The organism is Microbacterium sp. 05T445 (assembly GCF_056395865.1).
Genome location: NZ_JBFTKJ010000002.1, coordinates 263,088 through 283,913, shown reverse-complemented (window position 1 = coordinate 283,913; position 20,826 = coordinate 263,088). Strand labels below are relative to the sequence as shown.

The following is a 20,826-nucleotide window of genomic DNA, read 5'->3' as shown; positions in this document are numbered from 1 at the left end:
CGCTCGGCGACGACGTACGGAGTCGACGGATGCCGCGACCTCAGCGCGCGGCGCGGCTACCAGCGTTCGTCGCCGCGCGGGAGGACGTCGAGCACGTGCGGGAGCTCGGTGGGGAAGCACGAGCGGAACAGCTCGGTGATCTGCGGGTCGGAGCCGTAGTCGTCGACGATGCGCAGCCCGATCATGGTGCTGATGAGCATGCCCTCCGCCATGAACGTGCGGGCCTCGTCGGCGTCCAGCCCCATCTCGTCACGGAAGAAGCGCCAGACCGTCGCGAAGCCCTTGCGTGCGGCTGCGCCGATCGTGGGGTGGCTGCCCAGCAGATATGCGTGGGCGAGCGTCTGGTGCAGCCCGCGCACTTCGATGAGGTCGACGTACGCCTGCCCGATCCGCTTGCCTGCTGCCTTCTCGGGCGTGATCTCGGTGTCGTGGGGAGCGTCGTCGGCCGCCAGCGCCGCGCGGAACGCGGCGAGCAGGCGTGACAGGGCATCGTCGAGCGCGGCGAGGAAGAGGTTCTCCTTCGACCCGAACAGCCGGACGACGTACGGCTGGCTGACGCCGGCGGCCCGCGCGACCTCGTCGGTCGTCGCACCCTCGTAGCCGCGGGCGCCGAAGACGGCGAGCGCGGCCACCAGGATCTGGCGGCGGCGCTCCTCCGACGACAGGCGCCTGCCCGGGTCGGTGGTCTCTTCCCGTGCGACCGCGCTGTCGCTGTCCAGTCCGGCGGTAGTCATATCCGAAGGTTATCAGCGAATGACTTGACTTTGTAATCAGTCGATTACTACATTGTCTTCCTAGCAGGTAATCATCCAATTACAACCGGAGCCTCCTATGTCCGCAGCATCACCCGCCGCCGTCGCACGACGGTCGCGCCCGTTCGCCCTCATCGTGGCCGCGGCATCCCTCCCGATGTTCATGGCCACGCTCGACAACCTCGTCATGACCAACGCCCTCCCCGTGCTGCACAGCGAGATGGGCGCCAGCGTCGAAGAGCTGCAGTGGTTCGTCAACGCGTACACGCTCGCCTTCGCGGGCTCGATCCTCATCGCCTCGGCGCTCGGCGACCGCTTCGGCCGTCGCACCGTCTTCGCGATCGGCATCGCCGTCTTCGGCGCCGGGTCGATCCTCGCCGCGCTCAGCACCGACCCGGGGCAGCTCATCGCCGCCCGCGCCGTGCAGGGCCTCGGCGGCGCCGGCGTCATGCCGCTGTCCCTCGCCTTGCTCAGCGGCGCGGTCCCGAAGGAGCGGCGCCCGCTCGCGATCGGCATCTGGGGAGGGGTGTCGGGGCTCGGCGTCGCCGTGGGGCCGCTCGTGGGCGGCGCCATCATGGAGGGCTGGAACTGGCAGGCGATCTTCTGGATCAACGTGCCCGTGGCACTCGTCGCGATCCCGCTCGCCCTCATCGTGCTGAACAACGACTTCGGCGCCCGCTCCCGCATCGACGTCCCCGGCGCCGTGCTGGCGGCCGCCGGCGTGCTGGCACTCGTGCACGCGATCGTGCGCGGCAACGACGACGGCTGGGACTCGTTCGGCGTGATCGCAGAGATCGCGCTGGGCGCCGTGCTGGTGGCCGCGTTCCTCGTCTGGCAGCTGCGCGCGAAGGCGCCGCTGGTGCCGCTGCGCCTGTTCCGGGACCGCTCGTTCTCGATCACCAACATCGTCGGCTTCGCGTTCAGCTTCGGCACCTTCGGCGCGGTGTTCATCCTCATCCAGTACCTGCAGGTGGTGCAGGGGTCCTCACCGCTGGAGGCGGCGGTGCAGACCACCCCGTGGACGCTCGCGCCGATGTTCATCGCCCCGATCGCCGGCATCCTGGCGCCCCGCGTGGGCACTCGCATCCTGCTGGTGCTGGGCCTGGCGCTGCAGGGCGTGGCGCTCACCTGGATCGCCGCGGTCATGTCGACCGACCTGGACTACCCCACGCTCATCGCGCCGTTCGTGATGGCGGGCGTCGGCATGGCCCTGGTGTTCGCGCCCTCGGCGACGGCGCTCCTGGCGACCCTCGGGCTCATCGACCACGCGAAGGCCTCGGGCGTGAGCTCGACGGTCCGCGAGCTCGGCGTCGCCCTCGGCACGGCCGTCATGACCGCGATCTTCGTCAGCGCCGGCGGCGAGCTGCTGCCCGACCTGTACGTCGACGCCGCACGCCCCGCCGTGTTCACCGGTGCCGCCGTCCTGTTCGCCGCGACGGTCGTGGCGCTGTGGCTGCCCGCCGGACGGGCGACGGATGCCGCCGCCTCGGTCGACGCCGAGACCTCCGAGCCCGCCTCCGTCGCGGCCGTGCCCGCCGGGGTCTGACCCCTCCTCCACGGCGAGACCGTACGTTCTCGCCGAGACCGCACGTCATCCGCGCTGACGACATGGCCCCTCGGCGACGACGTACGGTATCGACGCCGGTGACGCCGGGACCGCAGCCGCGGCCCGGCGTCACACGTTGGCGCCGCGCAGCAGTCTCGTGAGCACGCCGTCGAGCAGGAACAGCAGGAAGGCGAGCGACCCGATCCACGGCGCGAGCACCACCACGACGGCGGCGATGAGAAGCGCACTGAGGGAGCTGCGGCCGAAGGCGACGGCATCCTCTCTGGTCATGTCGGGCATCAGCAGATCGCGATGCCGCACCGCCCAGCCCCACTGCAGCCAGCTGCAGAGGATCGCGAGGAAGAAGGTCACCGGCATCGCGAGCCGTCCCGCGAGCCAGTCGGAGTACTCGGTGGTCAGATTCGTCGCGAAGGGCACGAGCACGATGAACAGCAGCCGCGCGTTGTTGAGCCAGATCGTCGTCGCATCGACGCGGGCGACATGCTCGAACTGCTGCACGTGCACCATCCACATGAGGCACAGCAGGACGAAACTCAGGGCGAAGTTGAGGAACAGCTCCCACATGTCGCCGAGCGCGCCCCACATCTGCGCGTCCGACGTCACCTTGCCGAGCGAGTGCTGGGTGAGATCGAGCACGAGCAGCGTCGCCGCGATCGCGAACACGCCGTCGGTGAACGCCTCCAGGCGCGTGGTCCGCTGAGTCGCCCGAGGGTGCCGCCGCTGACGGATCATGGCGCCAGGGTAGCGACACAGGTCGCAGGCACGCGAACTGCGTGGAACAGCGGATGCCTCGACCCGGCGCGCGTGCGCCGGGTCGAGGCATCCGCTCGGTCCCTGCGGGACTACTTCTTGTAGTTGGGCGCCTCGACGACGATCTGCACGTCGTGCGGGTGCGACTCCTTGAGGCCCGCCGCGGTGATGCGCACGAACTTGCCCTTCGCCTTGAGCTCCTCGACCGTGCGGGCGCCGACGTAGAACATCGACTGCCGCAGGCCGCCGACGAGCTGGTAGGCCACCGCCGACACGGGGCCGCGGTAGGCCACCTGGCCTTCGATGCCCTCCGGGATGAGCTTGTCGTCGGTGGGCACGTCGGCCTGGAAGTAGCGGTCCTTCGAGTAGGACGTCTTCTTGCCGCGCGTCTGCAGCGCACCCAGCGAACCCATGCCGCGGTACTGCTTGAACTGCTTGCCGCCCTGGAAGACGATCTCGCCCGGCGACTCGTCGGTGCCGGCCAGGAGCGAGCCCAGCATGACCGTGTCGGCGCCGGCGACGAGCGCCTTGGCGATGTCGCCCGAGTACTGCAGGCCGCCGTCGGCGATCACCGGCACACCCGCTTCGCGGGCGGCGAGGGATGCCTCGTACACGGCCGTCACCTGGGGCACGCCGACGCCGGCGACCACGCGGGTGGTGCAGATGGAACCCGGCCCGACGCCGACCTTGACGGCATCCACGCCCGCATCGATGAGCGCCTGCGCGCCCTCGCGCGTGGCGACGTTGCCGCCGATGACGTCGATGTGGTCGAAGCTCGCGTCGGCCTTGATCCGACGGACGATGTCGATGACGCCGGCCGACTGCCCGTTGGCGGTGTCGACGACGAGCACGTCGACGCCCGCGTCGCGCAGCGCCTCGGCACGCTGCCAGGCGTCGCCGAAGAAGCCGATGGCGGCGCCGACGCGCAGACGGCCCTGCTCGTCCTTGGTGGCGAGGGGGTACTTCTCGCTCTTGTCGAAGTCCTTGATCGTGATGAGGCCGGCGAGCTTGCCGTCGGCGTCGATGAGCGGCAGCTTCTCGACGCGGTGCTGCGCGAACAGGGCGATGACCTCGCCCGCGCTGATGCCGACCCTGCCGGTGACCAGGCCGTCGACGGTCATCACGTCGCGCACCTTGGTGGTCTGGCGCTCGAAGCCCGAGACGAACCGCATGTCGCGGTTGGTGACGATGCCGACCAGGCGCCCCTCGTCGTCGACGACCGGGAGCCCCGAGATGCGATAGGTCGCGCAGAGGTTGTCGACCTCTTCGATGGTGGCGTCCGGAGTCGTGGTGATCGGGTCGGTGATCATGCCCGACTCGCTGCGCTTGACGCGGTCGACCATCGAGGCCTGATCCTCGATCGAGAGATTGCGGTGGATGATCCCCAGACCGCCTTCGCGGGCGATCGCGATCGCCATGCGCGACTCTGTCACAGTGTCCATCGCGCTCGAGATGAGCGGCGTGGCGACCGTGATGCGTCGCGTCACGCGGGACGACGTGTCCGCCTCGCTGGGGATCACGTCGGTGTGGCCGGGCAGCAGCAGCACATCGTCGTAGGTCAATCCGACGAAGCCGAAGGGGTCGTTGTGCTCCATGGGGTCTCCTCGCGCGCGGCGCGTTCTGTTCGGGGTGGACGACGACGGCCGGTGCGCTCGTGACGCTCCGTACTCGATTCTAAGCGCCGCGCGGGGCGGTTTGTTCCCGGCAGAACGGCACGCGCGTACGCGCGCGAGAGGGGTTCGGGAGGCCGCGCGTTGTCCGGTTGCGATCGGATCACGTATCCACAAGTGACCGTAGGCGAAACAGCGACGACACATTACAGTCGTACCGTCGTTCATCACGGTGGATGCGACCCGGACTTCGGTGTGCGCGTGGTGCCGAACTGGAGGTTCTGTGGGTCCTACGACTGCGACCGCGATCAACAGCCGCCGCTGGATCGTCGTCCTCTTCGGACTGCTGCTCGCGGCAGGCATGGTCTTGCTGTCCGCACCCGGCGGCGCGATGGCGGCGGAGGCCCCTGACACCCCCGGCGGGGACCAGGAGCAGACCGACTTCTACTTCGGCGGCGTCATCAAGTACGACGACCAGCCCGTCGAAGGCGTCACGATGTCGATCGAGGGCAACGGCTTCAAGGCCGAGACGGTGACGGACGCCGACGGCAAGTGGCGTCTGTACGTGCCCGAGAAGGCCGACTACGTGCTGACGGTCGACGAGGACACGCTGCCCGAGGGCGTCATCGTCGACCCGGCGCAGCTGCCGGAGGGCATCCAGCCCAAGCAGGGCACGACCGCCTCGTTCGAGGTCACGTTCGGCCTGACCGGATCGAAGATCGTGAACCTCTTCCTCGGCGAGGGCGAGCGGGTGACGACCTCGTTCTGGGATCAGCTCATCGAGCGCCTGATGAACGGCATCAACTTCGGCCTGCTGCTGGCGCTGGCCGCCGTCGGCGTCTCGCTGATCTTCGGCACCACCGGCCTCAGCAACTTCGCGCACGGCGAGATGCTGACCTACGGCGCGGTGATGGCGCTCATCTTCGGCGTGTGGCTCAAGGTGCCGATGTGGCTGACGATCCCGATCGTCATCGTCCTGGGCGCCGTGCTCGGCTATGTGCTGGATGCCGGGCTGTGGCGACCGCTGCGGCGCCGTGGCCTCGGGCTCGTGCAGCTCATGATCGTGAGCATCGGCCTGTCGCTGGCAGGACGCTACGTCTTCCAGTTCTTCATCGGCGGCGGCACCTACCAGCTGCCCGGCGCCGGCGCCCCGCGCGACATCACGTTCGGTCCGATCTCGCTGTCGTGGATCGACATCGCGTCGATGGGCATCAGCATCGTGCTCCTCATCGCGGTCGCCTACTGGCTCCTGCGGACCCGCATCGGCAAGGCGACCCGCGCGATCAGCGACAACCCCGGTCTCGCCGCGGCCTCCGGCATCAACGTCGACCGCGTCGTGCGGATCGTGTGGATCCTCGCCGCCGCCCTCGCCGCCATCGCCGGTGTGCTGTGGGCCTATTTCCGTCCCGGCGTCAAATGGGACATGGGAGTGCAGGTGCTGCTGCTCATCTTCGCGGCGGTGACGCTCGGCGGGCTGGGCACGGCGTTCGGCGCCCTCATCGGCTCGCTCATCGTCGGCATCCTGGTCGAGATCTCGACCCTCTGGATCCCGCCGGACATGAAGTACGTCGGCGCGCTGGCCGTGCTGATCCTGATCCTGCTGGTGAGACCCCAGGGCATCTTGGGCCGGAAAGAGAGGCTCGGTTAGTCATGGACTGGGGACAGATTCTCAACAACACCGCCTACTGGGTCTTCAGCCCGGAGACCATCGCGTACGCCCTGGCGGCGACCGGCCTCGCCGTGCAGTTCGGCTTCGGCGGCCTGCTCAACTTCGGTATGGCGGGCTTCATGGCCCTCGGCGCGTACGGGTACGCGATCTCGATCCTGAGCTTCGGCTGGCCCTGGTGGGTCGGCATCCTGGTCGGCTGCGTCGCGGCCGTCATCTTCGCCCTGATCCTCGGTATCCCGACCCTGCGGCTGCGGGCGGACTACCTCGCCATCGTGACCATCGCGGCCGCCGAGATCGTGCGCCTGCTGCTGACCACGCAGCTCTTCGACGAGTGGACGAACTCCGCCGACGGTCTCGGCGGGTATCACGCCGGCTTCCGCGGGGCGAACCCGTTCCCCAAGACCGGGGCGGACGGCGAGCCGATCATCTACGGCTTCGGTCCGTGGCAGTGGACCTCCGACCAGCTCTGGGTGCGCGTGTTCGGCATCATCCTGCTGGCGATCGCGGTCTACCTCGTGTGGGCGCTCATGCGCAGCCCGTGGGGCCGGGTGCTCAAGGGCATCCGCGAAGACGAGGACGCCGTGCGATCGCTCGGCAAGAACGTCTTCTCCTACAAGATGCAGGCCCTCATGATCGGTGGTGTGTTCGGCGCCCTGGGCGGTGTCGTGTTCGCCCTGCCGTCAGCCGTGGTCCCGGCGACCTACACGACCAGCCTCACGTTCTTCATCTGGACGATCCTGCTGCTCGGCGGTGCGGCCACCGTGTTCGGGCCGGTCGTCGGCTCGGTGATCTTCTGGGTCATCATGGGCTTCCTCGACAACGTGCTGCCCGTCCTCGCGCAGTCCGACATCCCGATCATCTCGCTGCTGTCGAGCCAGCAGGCCGCGACCCTGCGGTTCATCCTGGTGGGCGTCGCGCTCATGCTGATCGTCATCTTCCGCCCTCAGGGCATCTTCGGAAACAAGAGGGAGCTGACCTTTGTCAAGTAACCCGCCCAGCAACCCGCCCGCCGACGAACCGGTGGTCCCGGAGGAGCCGGCGGCGCAGGCGGAGCCCACGCCGACCGGCACGGTCACCACCGCGACCGGCAGCATCCGTCGCCCGAAGACCCAGGGTCTCGCGAAGGGCGATGCCGTCCCCGGCGTCGCCAAGACCGACCCGATCCTCGTCATCGACGACGTCACCCGGCGCTTCGGCGGCCTGACGGCCGTCGACGTCGAGCACCTCGAGATCCCCCGTCACGCGATCACCGCGCTCATCGGCCCCAACGGCGCCGGCAAGACGACGCTGTTCAACCTGCTGTGCGGCTTCGACAAGCCCAACTCCGGGACCTGGAGCTTCGACGGCACGGCCCTGTCGGGCATCCCGTCGTTCAAGGTGGCTCGCATGGGCCAGGTGCGCACCTTCCAGCTCACCAAGGCGCTGTCGCTGCTCACGGTGCTCGAGAACATGAAGCTCGGCGCCACCGGCCAGAAGGGCGAGAGCCTCTGGTCGAGCGTCATCCCCGCCATCTGGCGGAAGCAGGACGACGCCATCGAGGACAAGGCGATGGAGCTGCTCGCGCGGTTCAAGCTCGACGCGAAGGCCGACGACTACGCGGCCTCGCTGTCGGGCGGTCAGCGCAAGCTCCTCGAGATGGCCCGCGCCCTGATGAGCGACCCGACCCTCGTGATGCTCGACGAGCCGATGGCCGGCGTCAACCCGGCACTGACCGAGTCCCTCCTCGATCACATCCTCGACCTCAAGGACCTCGGCATGACCGTGCTCTTCGTCGAGCACGACATGCACATGGTGCGCCACATCGCCGACTGGGTCGTCGTGATGGCCGAGGGCAAGGTCGTCGCCGAGGGCCCGCCCGAGACCGTCATGCAGGACAAAGCGGTCATCGACGCCTACCTCGGCAGCCACCAGGACGTCGACCTCGGCGTCGTGACCGGACGTGTCGCCGGTGAGCTCGACGAGTCCGCCGAAGAGCTGCTCGAGGAGATCAAGGAGGCCGAGGAGGCCTCGATCGCCGAGGCCGAGGAGGAGAAGAAGTGAGCGATGCGTCGCCGAACCCCCGGACACCCGGATCGGCCGTTCCCGATCCCGGAGCAGCTCGCGTGCAGGGCATGAAGACCGAGACGGTCGTCGTCGAGGTCAAGGACCTCACCGCCGGCTACCTCCCGGGCATCAACATCATCAACAGCGCGAACCTCATCGCCCACAAGGGCGAGCTGATCGGCATCATCGGCCCCAACGGCGCCGGCAAGTCGACGCTGCTGAAGGCCATCTTCGGCATGGTGAAGGTCCGCGGCGGCGACATCACCGTCGACGGCGCGAGCGTCGTCGGGCTCAAGTCCGACAAGCTCGTGCAGCGCGGGGTCGGCTTCGTGCCGCAGACCAACAACGTGTTCCCCTCGCTCACGATCGAGGAGAACCTGCAGATGGGCCTCTACCAGCGCCCCAGGGTCTACGCCGAGCGCCTCGACTTCGTGACGGGCATCTTCGCCGAGCTCGGCAAGCGCCTCAAGCAGCGCGCCGGGTCGCTCTCGGGCGGCGAGCGCCAGATGGTCGCCATGTCGCGTGCGCTCATGATGGACCCCTCGGTGCTGCTTCTGGACGAGCCGTCCGCCGGCCTGTCGCCGGTGCGTCAGGACGACGCGTTCATCCGCGTCTCCGACATCAACAAGGCCGGCGTGACGACCATCATGGTCGAGCAGAACGCCCGCCGCTGCCTGCAGATCTGCGACCGCGGCTACGTCCTGGACCAGGGCCGCGACGCGTACGAAGGAACCGGCCGCGAGCTGCTCAGCGACCCGAAGGTGATCGGCCTGTACCTCGGGAGCCTAGGCGCCGACGGCGTCTGAGACGACAGCCGCAAGAAGAGAGGGGACGGATGCCGCGGCATCCGTCCCCTCTCTTCTTGGCGTCCGCAGGTCATCTCGTCTGTACGTCCGCGCGTCCGCGACCGCCGGTTCTGCGGCCTCCCGTACATGCGACAGGGCCCCGGATCGCTCCGGGGCCCTGCTGCTGCGTGGTTTCCTGGATTACAGGTCGATGCGCGTGTAGAGGTTGTCGGCGCCGTACTGGAAGACACCGATGGTGGCCTCGGTCGGGTCACCGTGCTCGTCGAACGTGATCGGGCCGGAGAAGCCGTCGTAGTCGGCCGTTCCGCCACCGAGGATGATGTCGGCGCAGTCGGCGAACGTCGTGCACTTCTTACCGTCGCCCGAACCGCCCGAGACCTCCTGGAGCTTGCCGGCGATGTCGGCGGGATCGGTGGAGTTCGCGGCGAGCGAGGCGAGCGCGAGCAGCACGACGGCGTCGTAAGCCTCGTTGGCGTACGAGAAGTCGGTCAGCTCGGTGTTGCCCTCGCCGGTCCACCAGTCGTTCAGGCGGCCCTGGAACTCGGTGTCGGGAGCCGGACCCGCGGGGGTCGTGCCCTTCGCACCCTCCATGCTCACGCCGGCCGGCCACTTCTCGTCCGAACCGAAGTTCTTCAGGTTGCCGTCGACCAGGTAGAGGTTCTCCGCCGGGTAGCCCGCTGCGATGAGCGCCGGGCCGATCGTGTAGATCTCGTCGAACGTGATCAGCGCGATGGCGTCGGGGTTCGAGGCGAGGATCGCGGAGATCTGCGCGTCGAAGTTCGTGTCACCGGTGTTGTAGGCCTGCTCAGCGACGATCTTGCCGCCCGAGCTCGTGAAGGTGTCCTGGAACACCTTGTTGAGGCCGGTGCCGTAGGAGTCGTTCTGGTAGAGCACCGCGACGTTCTCGTGCCCGTCCTCGGCGACGAGGTTGCCCAGCACCTCGCCCTGGAGCGTGTCGGCCGGAGCCGTGCGCCAGTAGAGGTTGTTGTCGTCCCAGTTGGTGAAGTCCAGCGACGTGTTCGCCGGCGAGAACGTGATGATGCCTGCCGCGACCGCGTCGTCGAGGAACAGCTTCGTCACGCCGGAGGACGCGGCGCCGATGGCGGCGGAGACCTTCTCCGAGATCAGCTTCTGGATCGTGGTGGCGTAGGCCTTGTTGTCGGTGTCGCCCGAGTCGCCCCAGACGATGTCCGGGATGGTGACGCCCTTGGCAGCCTCGTTGATGTCGGCGGCGGCGAGGCCGACACCGGCCTCCTCGGGCGGGCCGAGGAAGGCGAGCGTGCCCGTCTGCGGCAGGATCGTGCCGATCTTCAGGGTGAGGTCGCGGGTCTCCGCGGGAGTCTCGCTGCTGCCGCCACCACCGCCGCCGGCGCAGCCGGCGAGGACGAGGGCGCTGGCGCCGACGAGCGCGATGCCACCGAGGACGGTGGTCTTGCGCGAGCGGGTGAAGACGCTCATGTTGCTCCTTGTTTATTCAGCCGGGGAACGACTCGGGCGCCGCCCCAATGCGACAAACCTAATCGCGGGAAGCGTTCCGCAATGTTGCCATTCGTTAACGATGTGTAACGGGTGCACACCGGGGGTTTTCGCCTCGTTTCGCGGGCATCCGACCCTTGCATACCCCCCTTGGGTATACGATGGATGCCAGGTACCCCACAGGGGCATCCTGGAGATCAACGAGAAGGGCAGAGGACATGGCCGAGGTCGAGTACAAGGTGACGGGGATGAGCTGCGGGCACTGCGAGGCATCCGTGCGCGGCGAGGTGTCGAAGATCGCCGGCGTCGAAGACGTCCAGGTGAGCGCCGCCGCCGGGACGCTCCGCATCGTCTCCTCCGCCGAGCTCGCCGACGAGGCCGTCATCGCCGCCGTCGACGAGGCCGGCTACAGCGCGGTCCGCGCCTGATGGCCGCCTCGGCCCCTGCCGCCCGGATCGAGCTCGAGATCGGCGGCATGACGTGCGCCTCGTGCGCCGCGCGGATCGAGAAGCGGCTGAACCGGATGGACGGGGTCGAGGCATCCGTCAACTACGCCACCGAGAAGGCGCTGGTCAGCGCGCCGGCGGGGCTCGACCCGCAGGCGCTCATCGACGAGGTCGTGAAGACCGGTTACTCCGCCGCCCTCCCGGCACCCGTCGCGACGGAGCCCGCCCTGCAGGAAGACGCGCCCGACCCCGAACTGCGGAGCCTGCGCCAGCGGCTCATCGGATCGATCGTGCTGTCGACGCCGGTGATCCTGCTCGCCATGATCCCCGCGCTGCAGTTCACTTACTGGCAATGGGCCTCGCTGGCGCTGGCCGCGCCGGTCGTGGTGTGGGGCGCGTGGCCCTTCCACCGCGCCGCCTGGATCAACCTCCGGCACGGCGCGGCGACGATGGACACGCTGATCTCCCTGGGGGTGTCGGCCGCATTCCTGTGGTCGCTGTACGCGCTGTTCTTCGGCCACGCCGGCATGCCCGGCATGACCCACACGTTCGAGTGGTCGGTCGCCCCCAGTGACGGAGCCGGTGACATCTATCTCGAAGTCGCCGCCGGGGTCACGACATTCGTGCTCGCCGGGCGTTACTTCGAGCAGCGCTCCAAGCGGCGCGCGGGGGCCGCGCTGCGCGCCCTCCTCGAGATCGGCGCGAAGGATGTCGCGGTCCTGCGGCCGTCGGCCACCGGCGTCGACGAGGTGCGCGTGCCGATCGCCGACCTGCGCGCCGGCGAGGAGTTCGTGGTCCGCCCCGGCGAGAAGATCGCCACCGACGGCGTCGTGGTCTCGGGCACCTCGGCGGTGGACGCGTCGATGGTTACGGGCGAGTCGGTCCCCGTCGAGGTCGCGCCGGGCGATCCCGTCATCGGCGCCACGGTCAACGCGGGTGGCCGACTCGTCGTGCGCGCGACCCGCGTGGGCGATGACACCCAGCTGGCGCAGATGGCGCGCCTGGTCGAGGACGCCCAGTCGGGCAAGGCGAAGGTCCAGCGGCTCGCCGACCGCATCTCGGGCGTCTTCGTGCCCATCGTGCTGCTCATCTCGCTCGGCACGCTCGCCGGCTGGCTCCTCACCGGCGCGCCGGCGTCGATGGCGTTCACCGCGGCCGTCGCCGTGCTGATCATCGCGTGCCCCTGCGCGCTCGGGCTCGCCACGCCCACCGCGCTCCTGGTCGGCACCGGCCGCGGCGCGCAGCTCGGCATCCTGATCAAAGGCCCGGAGGTGCTCGAGTCCACCCGCACCGTCGACACCGTCGTGCTCGACAAGACCGGCACGGTCACCAGCGGCCGCATGTCGCTCGTCGATGCGATCACCGCCGGGACGACGCACCGACAGGAGCTGCTGCGGCTCGCCGGCGCCCTCGAGCACGCCTCGGAGCACCCGATCGCACAGGCGGTCGCCCGCGCCGCCGCCGACGAGACGGGGGCGCTGCCCGACGTCGAGGCGTTCCAGAACATCCCCGGCAAGGGCGTGACCGGTGTCGTCGACGGGCACGCGGTGCTCGTCGGGCGCGAGGCCCTGCTCGCCGACTGGACGCTCGCCGTGCCGGTCGACATCGCCGCCGCCAAGAGTGCTGCCGAGTCGCTCGGGCGCACCGCCGTGCTCGTCGCCTGGGACGGCGAGACGCGGGGACTCCTCGTCGTCGCCGACCAGGTCAAGCCCACCAGCGCCGAGGCGGTCGCGCAGCTGCGCGCGCTCGGCCTGACGCCGGTGCTGCTGACCGGCGACAACGCCGCCGCCGCCCGCGCGATCGCCGACGAAGTGGGGATCGAGCGCGTCATCGCCGAGGTGCTGCCGCAGGACAAAGTCGCCGTCGTCGCACGGCTCCAGTCCGAGGGCAGGGTCGTCGCGGTGGTCGGCGACGGCGTGAACGACGCCGCCGCGCTCGCTCAGGCCGACCTGGGGCTGGCGATGGGAACGGGGACGGATGCCGCGATCGAGGCATCCGACATCACCCTCGTCCGCGGCGACCTGCGCAGCGCCGCCGACGCGATCCGCCTCTCCCGTGCGACCCTGGGAACCATCAAAGTCAACCTGTTCTGGGCGTTCGCATACAACGTGGCGGCACTGCCGCTGGCGGCCCTGGGACTGCTGAACCCGATGATCGCGGGGGCCGCCATGGCGTTCTCGAGCGTGTTCGTCGTCGGCAACAGCCTGCGACTGCGGAGGTTCCGCAGCCGGGCGGGCCGCACCCCGGCGCACACCCGCCCGGCGGCCATCGCAGAGCCGGCGCCCGTCGCATGACCCGCTCGGACATAATGAACATCGATCAGGATGAAGGACCAGCCATGACGATCGACACCGCCACCCCGCTCGACCACGAGCACGGCCACCACGGCTACATCACCGACAAGGACAAGTACCTCAACCGCCTCAAGCGCATCGAGGGGCAGGCCCGCGGCATCCACAAGATGGTCGAGGACGAGAAGTACTGCATCGACATCCTCACCCAGATCAGCGCGCTCACCTCCGCCCTGGAGGCGGTCGCGGTGGGCCTGCTCGACGACCACCTGCGCCACTGCGTGGTCGACGCGGCGCGTCTGGGGGGCGCGGAGGCCGACGCGAAGATCACCGAGGCCACGCAGGCCATCGCGCGCCTCGTGCGCTGAGCCCCGCGCGCCAGCTCAGCGGGCGAGGACGCGCTGCCGACGCGCGTGCAGCACCGAGTCGACGGTGAGCAGGATCAGCGCGACCCACACCAGCCCGAATCCGATCCAGCGCCCGACGGGCATGGCCTCGCCGAGCACGAGCCACCCGGTGAGGAACTGCAGGATGGGCGCCACGAACTGCAACAGGCCGATCGTGGTGAGCGACGCGCGCCGGGCTCCGGCCGCGAACAGCAGCAACGGCACCGCCGTGACCACACCGGTGAGGCTCAGCAGCGCCGCGTGCTGCCAGCCGTAGGCGCCCATCGTGAGCCCCTGGGTGGCGCCCACGACCGCGAGCACGATCGCCGCGATCGGCGTCAGCCACATGGTCTCGAGCGTCAGCCCGCTGACGGCGTCCACCGACGGCCCGACCTGCTTCTTCACCAGTCCGTAGACGCCGAAGGATGCCGCGAGCGTCAGCGCGATCCAGGGGAAGGCGCCGTAGCCGACGATGATCACGACCACCGCAGCCACCGCGATGCCGATCGCGACCCACTGCGTGGGACGCAGCCGCTCGTGCAGCACGAGCACGCCCAGCAGCACCGTCACGATCGGGTTGATGAAGTAGCCGAGGCTCGTCTCGATGACGTGCCCGCTCAGGGCGCCGAGGATGAACACCTGCCAGTTGATGTAGATCAGCGCTCCGGCGAGCGCGGTCAACCACCGCAGGCGCCGCTGCCGCATGATGGCGACCAGCCGGCCCCAGGTGCGGGTCACCGTGAGCAGCAGCGCGCAGAACACCAGCGACAGCAGGATGCGCCATGCCACCAGCTCGAACGGGCCGGTGGGGACCAGCAGCAGGAAGTACAGCGGCAGGAAGCCCCACAGCAGGTACGCCCCGAAGGCGTAGAAACCGCCGAGCGAGCGCTCGCGGGCCGACTCGAACGACGGCGGCGGAAGCGCGATGCCCGCCGTGGATGCCGCCGCATCGGCCAGATCGCCCACCCCCGCCGACTGGTGCGTCGAGGAGGGATCGCGGCTCATCCCCCCAGCCTATGGCCGAGGCGGGGGCGCGCAGGTCGCGCCCGGACATGACGAGAGGGTCGGATGCCGAGGCATCCGACCCTCTCGGTACGCGCGGTGCGCGGAACTCAGCGGACGACGACCGCCAGGACGTCGCGAGCCGACAGGACGAGGAACTCGTCGCCGCCGAACTTGACCTCGGTGCCGCCGTACTTGCTGTAGATCACGCGGTCGCCGACGGCGACGTCGAGCGGGATGCGGTTGCCGTTGTCGTCGATGCGGCCGGGGCCGACCGCCACGACCTCGCCCTCCTGGGGCTTCTCCTTGGCGGTGTCGGGGATGACCAGACCGCTGGACGTGGTCTGCTCGGCCTCGACCTGCTTGATGACGATGCGGTCCTCGAGCGGCTTGATGGAAACCGACACGGTCTACCTCTTCTTTCTTGAGACTGAAGACTCGTTAGCACTCTGACATAGAGAGTGCTTACGCCAGTCTAGGCAACGCGCTGGCACTCCCGCAACGTGAGTGCCAATCCTGCGACACACAGCTCGCGTGAGGCCGCATCGGGCATCGGATGCGGGTCGCCCGATGTATCAGGCCCGGGGTTCGCGGGCTCCCCCAACGCATGACCACCATCCCACCTCACCCCCTCGCGCTCACCCGCTCGCAGTGGTAGACCTGATCTCAGGGGACATGTCCTGAATCTGGGAAGTTCGGGCGATGACGAGCGCATATGTGCTTGCCGTGGACATCGGCACAAGCCGTACCGCCGCGTCCACGGCGAGGGTTGATACTGAAGGAATCGTCGAGGCAGCGAGATTCGCACTCGGCCGGCGGACAGACAGTACACCGACCGCGGTTTTCGTGTCAGACGACGACCTCCTCTTCGGCGAGGCCGCAGAGCGGCGAGGGCTCGTGCAGCCCGATCGCCTGGTCCGCGAGTTCAAACGACGGATCGGCGATGACGTCCCGCTCGTCGTCGCCGGACGGACGTACGCGCCGGAGCACCTGTTCGCGCGCATGGTGACGTGGGTGGCGGATGCGGTCGCGGAACGGGAGGGCCGTCAGCCCGAAGCGATCGTCGCCACTGTGCCGGTGACGTGGGGCGACTACCGCCGCAGCCTGCTCATGGGAGCGCTGGCACGGGAGCTGACCGTGCCCGTCGACCTGGTCGCCGAGCCGATCGCCGCGGCATGGCACTACACCGCATCGTCCCCGCTCGGCCCCGACGGCGTGCTGGCCGTGTACGACCTCGGCGGCGGAACCTTCGACATCGCTCTCGTGGGGAGCTCACCCGACCACTGGCTGCGGATCGTCGGGACGCCCACCGGGATCTCGGACTTCGGGGGCGCGGACTTCGACGACATCGTGCTCAGGCACACGATCACCGCGGCAGGCCTGTCGGGGGCCGACCTCGCCGACGACCCCGACGCCCGCATCGCGCTGTCTTCGCTGCGCCGAGAGTGCGTGGAGGCGAAGGAGGCTCTCTCGTTCGATTCCGAGGCCGCGATCCCGGTGTTCCTCGCCGGTGCGAGCACGACGGTGCGCATCACGCGCACCGAGTTCGAGGAGCTCATCGAACGCGGCGTCGAACGCACGATCGACCTCCTCCAGTCGACGCTGGAGAGCAGCGATGTCGGCGGCCGATTGGAGGCCGTGCTCCTGACCGGGGGCTCGTCGCGCATCCCGCGGGTCGCTCAGCTGCTGTCCGAGCGGTGCGATGCGCCGATCGCCGTCGATGCCGACCCGAAGGCGGTCGTCGCCCTGGGGGCTGCACGCATCATCGCCGACGGACTCGCCCGCGGTGCAACGCCGAGCAGTGCGACGGCAGCCGCCGAGACCGCCATGGCTGCGGTAGGAACGGAAGCTCCCGCGACCGGCTCGGCGCCCGGGCCCGACAGCGCCGACGACCACGCGCGTCGCCGGCGCTGGTTCCGCCCGATCCCCGCCACCGTCGCACTGACTGCCGGCTCGCTCGTCCTCGCCGGTGGCATCGTGCTGGCCGGCGCCACCGAACTGGGCAACGGGACGCGAGCGCCCAGCGATGCCGGCGTCGATTCCTTCGCCGACTGGCTCGGCACCAGGCTGAGCGGCGGGTCGGCCGCGGCGGCCGAACCGGATGCCGCCGACCCTCAGGACGCTACGAATGCGGCACCCCCACCGGCCAAGGGCACCCCGCCGCAGGACGCATCCTCCCCCAATCCCCGTCGCCGGATCGCCGAGCGCGGCGCCGAGGAGCGTCAGCAGGAGGCCGCGGGGCTGGAGCCCGGCGCAGAGTCGCCGACCTCGCCGAGCACGAGCACCGGGACATCCGGCACGGCGGACGACCCGGCCGTCCCCACCGGAACGGACCCGCAGCCCGACCCCGCCCCCCAGCCGGAGCCGTCTCCGGACCCCCAGCCCGAGCCGTCTCCGGACCCCCAGCCGGAGCCGGCTCCTGATCCTCAGCCGGAACCGTCGCCGGACCCGCAGCCCGACCCCGACCCGCCTGCGCCGGATCCGACGCCCGACCCTCCCGCGCCGGACCCCCCGGCGCCGGAGCCCGAACCACCGGCGCCCGAGCCCGAGCCGTCGCCACCTGCCGCATCGGTCCCGGAGCCCCAGTGATGTCGAGCGCCTCGAACCTGGTGCGGCTCGACAGCTCCGCACTCCATGCCGCCCCGCCGGTCGCGGTCGCGATGCCGTCGGCGTCGTCTGGCGAGCTCGACGCCTTCCGATTCCCCGGCGAAGCCGCGCGGGCCGTCGTCTCCGGCAGCGCGGGATCGGGTAAGACCACGCTGCTGCATCGGATCGCCGGTCTCCTCTCATCAGAGGACACCTCCACCGCACCGCTGCGCGAGACCACGGACGTCGGCACGATGCCTCCGGAGGTCGTGCTCCTCGTCGACGACGCGCATCTGCTCGACCAGGAGCGCATCACCGCCCTGAGGGCCCGTGCGGAGGACCCCGACGCCGGCATGGTGGTCGCGTTGCGCAGTTGGCCGTCACGCCCCGACCTCGTGGCGCTCACCCGCCTGCTCGAACGCAGTCGCCCCATCGTCCTGCTCGGCGAGGTGACGCACGTCCGCCTCCGCGCCACCACCACGGGCTTCGGCGCGTGCGACGACGATGTCCTGCGCCTCACCGGCGGCGTGGCGTGGCTCGTGCACGAGTGCCTCGCCGCGCACGACGAGCGAGACTGCCGCGACGACCCGTCGCACAGGGTCCTGCAGCGTGCCATCCGCCCACGCATCCTGCATCGGATGTCGTCCGTCTCCCCCGGCGTGCGCCGGCTCCTGGAGGATCTCTCGCTGCGGGTCGCGCCGGGGACCGGAGCGGCGGACGACGTCGCGGGCGACCTGATCGCGGAGGCCTATGCGGAGGGCCTGGTGACCGACGACGGACGTCCCGCCCCAGCCATCGCAGCCGCCGTCCGGGCCACGACTCCGTTCGCACGCATCGTCGACGTGATCGAGCACGCCCCGCGCGCGGCGCTCCGCGACGATCCGCTCGTCGCCACCTTGGACGGCCTGCACGATGCGTCCGCCGCCGACGTACTCGTCGCGCGCGCCCGGGCCGAGATCCGCCACGACCCGGAGCTCGCGAGCGCCCTTTTCGAACGTGCGATCTCCTGCGGTGCGGACCCGGATCCCCTGGCGCTGGACCGCGCTCTGAGCGCGTGGGCGAGCGGCCGCCTCGACGATGCAGGGGTGCTGCTCGATGAGCTGCAGGAGCGCCCCGGCACGCCAGGGATCGAGGCAGATCTCGCCGCCGCGGTCTGGGCGGAGCGCGGCCTCATGTCGCTCGCCGACGACACGTACCGGTCCCGTCAGCCCGACGATATGGGGGCCGCGGTCCGCATGCGGATCGCGGCCGTCGCCGCCGGCCGTGCGGACGAATCCGGGAGCCCCGCCACGAAGGCACCCGGCAGCCGCCGACCGCCCTCGGCGCTGGGAGTCGCGAACGAACTCCTCGACAGCGGTCTGACCGCGACGCTCGGGGATGACCCCGACGCCGGGGTCGCTGCGCTCCAGCGCGCCTCGGAGCTCTACACGGCATCCGCCGATGCGTCTCCGTACGTCGAACTGCCGGCCGTGATCGCCGCGACGGCCGCGATCGGGGTAGGCGACCCCAAGAGCGCACAGACGATCGTCGAGGATGCGCTGCACGGCGGGCAGGGAGGCGCCAGCCGATGTGCGCGGCTCGAGCTGTGGTCATCCTGGGTCGCGCTGCAACGGGAACGCCCCGCAGACGCCCGCGCAGCGCTCGCACGCGCGTCGGCGACACGGCCGCTGACGCCACGGGACGATGCCCTGGCCGCGACGATCACGATCGGGCTGGCGCGACGTTACGACGACGCTGCGGCGCTCGCCGCCGAATGGGACGCCTCGCAGGCACGGGTGTCCCGCACCGAACCCGACCTCTTCTCCCTGCTCGCGCTGAGCGAGCTGGTCATCGCGGCCGCCCGGCTCGGCGACGCGGTGTCGGTGCAGCCCGCATTCGATCGGGCGCTCCAGATCGTCGCCGCGCTCGGCAGTCCGCCGATCTGGTCGGCACCGCTGCACTGGGCGGGCATCCAGCGCGGCATCCTCCTCAATCAGCCCGACGCCTTGGCCCCGCACGCGCGCGCGCTCGTCGGCGCCGCACCGCACAACCGACTCGCCGCACGCATGGCGCACGCCGGGAAGGTCTGGACGTCGGTCCTGGCAGGCGTCGTCGACGCCGACGCGGTCGAGGGCGCCGCCCGCGGCCTCGCGGTCGTCGGGCTGGCGTGGGACGGCGCTCGTCTTGCGGGACACGGTGCGAGCCGCTCCGACGACCGCAAGGTGATGGCACGCCTCCTCGCCTGCGCGCGGGAACTGCACCCGCGGGAGCCCTCGCACCTCGACGACGAGGGACAGCCCACTCCCCTCGCCGACGCGGGCGACGGCTCCCTGAGCGAACGCGAACGCGAGGTCGCGGAGCTCGTGCTGCAGGGCAAGACCTACGTCGAGATCGGCGCCGCGATCTTCATCTCACCGCGCACCGCGGAGCACCACATCGCGCACATCCGACGCCGCCTCAACGCGACGTCGCGTTCCGACCTCCTGTCGAAGCTGCGGATCGCGCTCGACGGCGTCGCCTCCATGCAGCTCGACACCGAACCAGGGGGGCCGAGGGGATGACCCCGCATCGAGACCCCCACTTCATCGGACGAAACCCCGATGCCGTCGCAGACATCGCGACCTACCCTGAAACAGCCATCGACATGCAGTGCGGAGGTGTCGTCACATGACCACGCCCTTGGTGACCGTCGCCAACTCGATCATCGAGTTCATCCTGAGCCTGCTGCGGGATCCTGCAGCGCTCGCCGAACTCGAGAAGGACCCCGAAGCGGCCCTCGCGAAGCACAAGGTGGGGAGCATCTGCGCGGACGATGTGCGCGCGGTGGCCCCCATCATCTACGACCGCCCCGATGTCGTGCCCCGCAGCACACCCGCGTCGCCGTCGCACACCACCAACGACGTGCTCAACGAGATCACGCGGATCACGAACAACTGGACGACGATCGACAGTCGCTCGACCATCGTCGACCAGTCCGTCAACCAGAACATCTGGACCGAAGGCGGCGACGTGACCCAGGTCTTCGACCAGACCGCAGGCGTCGCAGCCGGTGACGGGTCGATGGCCGCCGGCGACGACTTCACCGTCGGGCCGAACCCGGGCGACGAGACCGACGAGGAGCCGACTCTCGCCGACCTGCCGGGGATCCCGGACGATGCCGCCGCAGGACTCGAAGAGCTCGGCACCGGGCTCGCCGACGTGGCCGACCAGGAGGACACCGTTCCTCCGGCCCCCGACGCACAGGACGCACCGCCGATCGATCAGCTGACCACCGCCCAGGATGCCGGCGTCCCGCCGGAGGCGACCGCCGTCGTCGATGACGCCGCCGCGTCAGCCGCGCCGCCGGTCGCGTACGAGGCACCGCCCGCAGAGGTCGATGACGCGGTGTGGAGCGAACCGGTCGACTCCGTCGAGGTCGAGGAGGTCGTCTATCCGGACGACCTCGAGGACCAGTAGACACACC

The 20,826-nt window shown here is 70.0% G+C and carries 17 protein-coding genes; 11 read left to right on the top strand and 6 right to left on the bottom strand.

Annotated features, from left to right (window positions below; genetic code table 11):
• Positions 1 to 56 precede the first annotated feature (56 nt).
• Positions 57 to 734, bottom strand: a complete 678-nt coding sequence (locus AC1DDU_RS10875; RefSeq protein WP_477433947.1) for a TetR/AcrR family transcriptional regulator — start codon at positions 732 to 734, stop codon at positions 57 to 59.
• A gap of 97 nt (positions 735 to 831) precedes the next feature.
• Between AC1DDU_RS10875 and AC1DDU_RS10870 the strand changes: the two genes are divergently transcribed.
• Positions 832 to 2,298 (top strand): MFS transporter, encoded by a 1,467-nt coding sequence (locus AC1DDU_RS10870; protein ID WP_477433945.1) that lies wholly within the window; start codon positions 832 to 834, stop codon positions 2,296 to 2,298.
• 129 nt (positions 2,299 to 2,427) lie between these two features.
• Here the strand turns inward: AC1DDU_RS10870 and AC1DDU_RS10865 are convergent, their stop codons facing one another.
• Together AC1DDU_RS10865 and guaB are read right to left on the bottom strand one after the other, a co-directional pair.
• On the bottom strand, positions 2,428 to 3,051 hold the full coding sequence (locus AC1DDU_RS10865) for a TMEM175 family protein (RefSeq protein WP_477433943.1): 624 nt from the start codon (positions 3,049 to 3,051) through the stop codon (positions 2,428 to 2,430).
• A 110-nt stretch (positions 3,052 to 3,161) separates the two neighbouring features.
• Positions 3,162 to 4,664 (bottom strand): IMP dehydrogenase, encoded by a 1,503-nt coding sequence (gene guaB, locus AC1DDU_RS10860; protein ID WP_477433941.1) that lies wholly within the window; start codon positions 4,662 to 4,664, stop codon positions 3,162 to 3,164.
• A gap of 298 nt (positions 4,665 to 4,962) precedes the next feature.
• On the opposite strand from guaB, the gene AC1DDU_RS10855 reads away from it, so the two are divergent.
• The 4 genes from AC1DDU_RS10855 to AC1DDU_RS10840 all read left to right on the top strand — a co-directional run bounded on the left by AC1DDU_RS10855 (position 4,963) and on the right by AC1DDU_RS10840 (position 9,197).
• Positions 4,963 to 6,327: an ABC transporter permease subunit gene (locus AC1DDU_RS10855; RefSeq protein ID WP_477433939.1), complete on the top strand. Its 1,365-nt coding sequence runs from the start codon at positions 4,963 to 4,965 to the stop codon at positions 6,325 to 6,327.
• Between the two features lie 2 nt (positions 6,328 to 6,329).
• Positions 6,330 to 7,337 carry a branched-chain amino acid ABC transporter permease gene (locus AC1DDU_RS10850; protein ID WP_477433937.1) on the top strand — a complete coding sequence of 336 codons (1,008 nt, stop codon included), beginning with the start codon at positions 6,330 to 6,332 and terminating at the stop codon, positions 7,335 to 7,337.
• A gap of 103 nt (positions 7,338 to 7,440) precedes the next feature.
• A complete protein-coding gene (locus AC1DDU_RS10845) occupies positions 7,441 to 8,388 on the top strand; it encodes an ABC transporter ATP-binding protein (protein ID WP_477436795.1) in 948 nt (315 codons plus the stop codon).
• Positions 8,389 to 8,459: 71 nt separating this feature from the next.
• Positions 8,460 to 9,197: an ABC transporter ATP-binding protein gene (locus AC1DDU_RS10840; RefSeq protein ID WP_477433935.1), complete on the top strand. Its 738-nt coding sequence runs from the start codon at positions 8,460 to 8,462 to the stop codon at positions 9,195 to 9,197.
• 180 nt (positions 9,198 to 9,377) lie between these two features.
• On the opposite strand, the gene AC1DDU_RS10835 is transcribed toward AC1DDU_RS10840, so the two are convergent.
• The gene (locus tag AC1DDU_RS10835) at positions 9,378 to 10,655 is read right to left on the bottom strand and encodes an ABC transporter substrate-binding protein (protein WP_477433933.1); all 1,278 of its coding nucleotides are present in this window, start codon (positions 10,653 to 10,655) and stop codon (positions 9,378 to 9,380) included.
• Positions 10,656 to 10,891: 236 nt separating this feature from the next.
• Between AC1DDU_RS10835 and AC1DDU_RS10830 the strand changes: the two genes are divergently transcribed.
• From AC1DDU_RS10830 to AC1DDU_RS10820, 3 genes are read left to right on the top strand one after another with little or no spacing between them, the layout of a single operon-like run.
• Positions 10,892 to 11,101: a heavy-metal-associated domain-containing protein gene (locus AC1DDU_RS10830; RefSeq protein WP_477433931.1), complete on the top strand. Its 210-nt coding sequence runs from the start codon at positions 10,892 to 10,894 to the stop codon at positions 11,099 to 11,101.
• Positions 11,101 to 13,413, top strand: a complete 2,313-nt coding sequence (locus AC1DDU_RS10825) for a heavy metal translocating P-type ATPase (protein ID WP_477433929.1) — start codon at positions 11,101 to 11,103, stop codon at positions 13,411 to 13,413. Before AC1DDU_RS10830 ends, AC1DDU_RS10825 begins: the two co-directional genes overlap by 1 nt.
• A gap of 44 nt (positions 13,414 to 13,457) precedes the next feature.
• Positions 13,458 to 13,778, top strand: a complete 321-nt coding sequence (locus AC1DDU_RS10820) for a metal-sensitive transcriptional regulator (RefSeq protein ID WP_477433927.1) — start codon at positions 13,458 to 13,460, stop codon at positions 13,776 to 13,778.
• A 15-nt stretch (positions 13,779 to 13,793) separates the two neighbouring features.
• Here the strand turns inward: AC1DDU_RS10820 and rarD are convergent, their stop codons facing one another.
• Positions 13,794 to 14,801 (bottom strand): EamA family transporter RarD, encoded by a 1,008-nt coding sequence (gene rarD / locus AC1DDU_RS10815; RefSeq protein ID WP_477433925.1) that lies wholly within the window; start codon positions 14,799 to 14,801, stop codon positions 13,794 to 13,796.
• Positions 14,802 to 14,908: 107 nt separating this feature from the next.
• The gene (gene groES, locus AC1DDU_RS10810) at positions 14,909 to 15,205 is read right to left on the bottom strand and encodes a co-chaperone GroES (protein ID WP_045275440.1); all 297 of its coding nucleotides are present in this window, start codon (positions 15,203 to 15,205) and stop codon (positions 14,909 to 14,911) included.
• 439 nt (positions 15,206 to 15,644) lie between these two features.
• Here groES and AC1DDU_RS10805 point away from each other — a divergent pair, with 439 nt between their 5' ends.
• From AC1DDU_RS10805 to AC1DDU_RS10795, 3 genes are all read left to right on the top strand, one after another.
• On the top strand, positions 15,645 to 17,387 hold the full coding sequence (locus tag AC1DDU_RS10805; protein ID WP_477433923.1) for an Hsp70 family protein: 1,743 nt from the start codon (positions 15,645 to 15,647) through the stop codon (positions 17,385 to 17,387).
• Positions 17,387 to 19,924 carry a LuxR C-terminal-related transcriptional regulator gene (locus tag AC1DDU_RS10800; protein WP_477433921.1) on the top strand — a complete coding sequence of 846 codons (2,538 nt, stop codon included), beginning with the start codon at positions 17,387 to 17,389 and terminating at the stop codon, positions 19,922 to 19,924. The genes AC1DDU_RS10805 and AC1DDU_RS10800 overlap by 1 nt, the downstream gene beginning before the upstream one ends.
• A gap of 106 nt (positions 19,925 to 20,030) precedes the next feature.
• A complete protein-coding gene (locus AC1DDU_RS10795; RefSeq protein WP_477433919.1) occupies positions 20,031 to 20,819 on the top strand; it encodes an IniB N-terminal domain-containing protein in 789 nt (262 codons plus the stop codon).
• The last annotated feature ends 7 nt before the right edge of the window (positions 20,820 to 20,826 follow it).

What these genes read in the sequence shown, in the direction of transcription:
- AC1DDU_RS10875 (WP_477433947.1), bottom strand. Translation starts at nt 734, where the DNA reads ATGACTACCGCCGGACTGGACAGCGACAGCGCGGTCGCACGGGAAGAG.
- AC1DDU_RS10870 (WP_477433945.1), top strand. Translation starts at nt 832, where the DNA reads ATGTCCGCAGCATCACCCGCCGCCGTCGCACGACGGTCGCGCCCGTTC.
- AC1DDU_RS10865 (WP_477433943.1), bottom strand. Translation starts at nt 3,051, where the DNA reads ATGATCCGTCAGCGGCGGCACCCTCGGGCGACTCAGCGGACCACGCGC.
- guaB (WP_477433941.1), bottom strand. Translation starts at nt 4,664, where the DNA reads ATGGAGCACAACGACCCCTTCGGCTTCGTCGGATTGACCTACGACGAT.
- AC1DDU_RS10850 (WP_477433937.1), top strand. Translation starts at nt 6,330, where the DNA reads ATGGACTGGGGACAGATTCTCAACAACACCGCCTACTGGGTCTTCAGC.
- AC1DDU_RS10840 (WP_477433935.1), top strand. Translation starts at nt 8,460, where the DNA reads ATGAAGACCGAGACGGTCGTCGTCGAGGTCAAGGACCTCACCGCCGGC.
- AC1DDU_RS10835 (WP_477433933.1), bottom strand. Translation starts at nt 10,655, where the DNA reads ATGAGCGTCTTCACCCGCTCGCGCAAGACCACCGTCCTCGGTGGCATC.
- AC1DDU_RS10830 (WP_477433931.1), top strand. Translation starts at nt 10,892, where the DNA reads ATGGCCGAGGTCGAGTACAAGGTGACGGGGATGAGCTGCGGGCACTGC.
- AC1DDU_RS10825 (WP_477433929.1), top strand. Translation starts at nt 11,101, where the DNA reads ATGGCCGCCTCGGCCCCTGCCGCCCGGATCGAGCTCGAGATCGGCGGC.
- AC1DDU_RS10820 (WP_477433927.1), top strand. Translation starts at nt 13,458, where the DNA reads ATGACGATCGACACCGCCACCCCGCTCGACCACGAGCACGGCCACCAC.
- rarD (WP_477433925.1), bottom strand. Translation starts at nt 14,801, where the DNA reads ATGAGCCGCGATCCCTCCTCGACGCACCAGTCGGCGGGGGTGGGCGAT.
- AC1DDU_RS10800 (WP_477433921.1), top strand. Translation starts at nt 17,387, where the DNA reads ATGTCGAGCGCCTCGAACCTGGTGCGGCTCGACAGCTCCGCACTCCAT.
- AC1DDU_RS10795 (WP_477433919.1), top strand. Translation starts at nt 20,031, where the DNA reads ATGACCACGCCCTTGGTGACCGTCGCCAACTCGATCATCGAGTTCATC.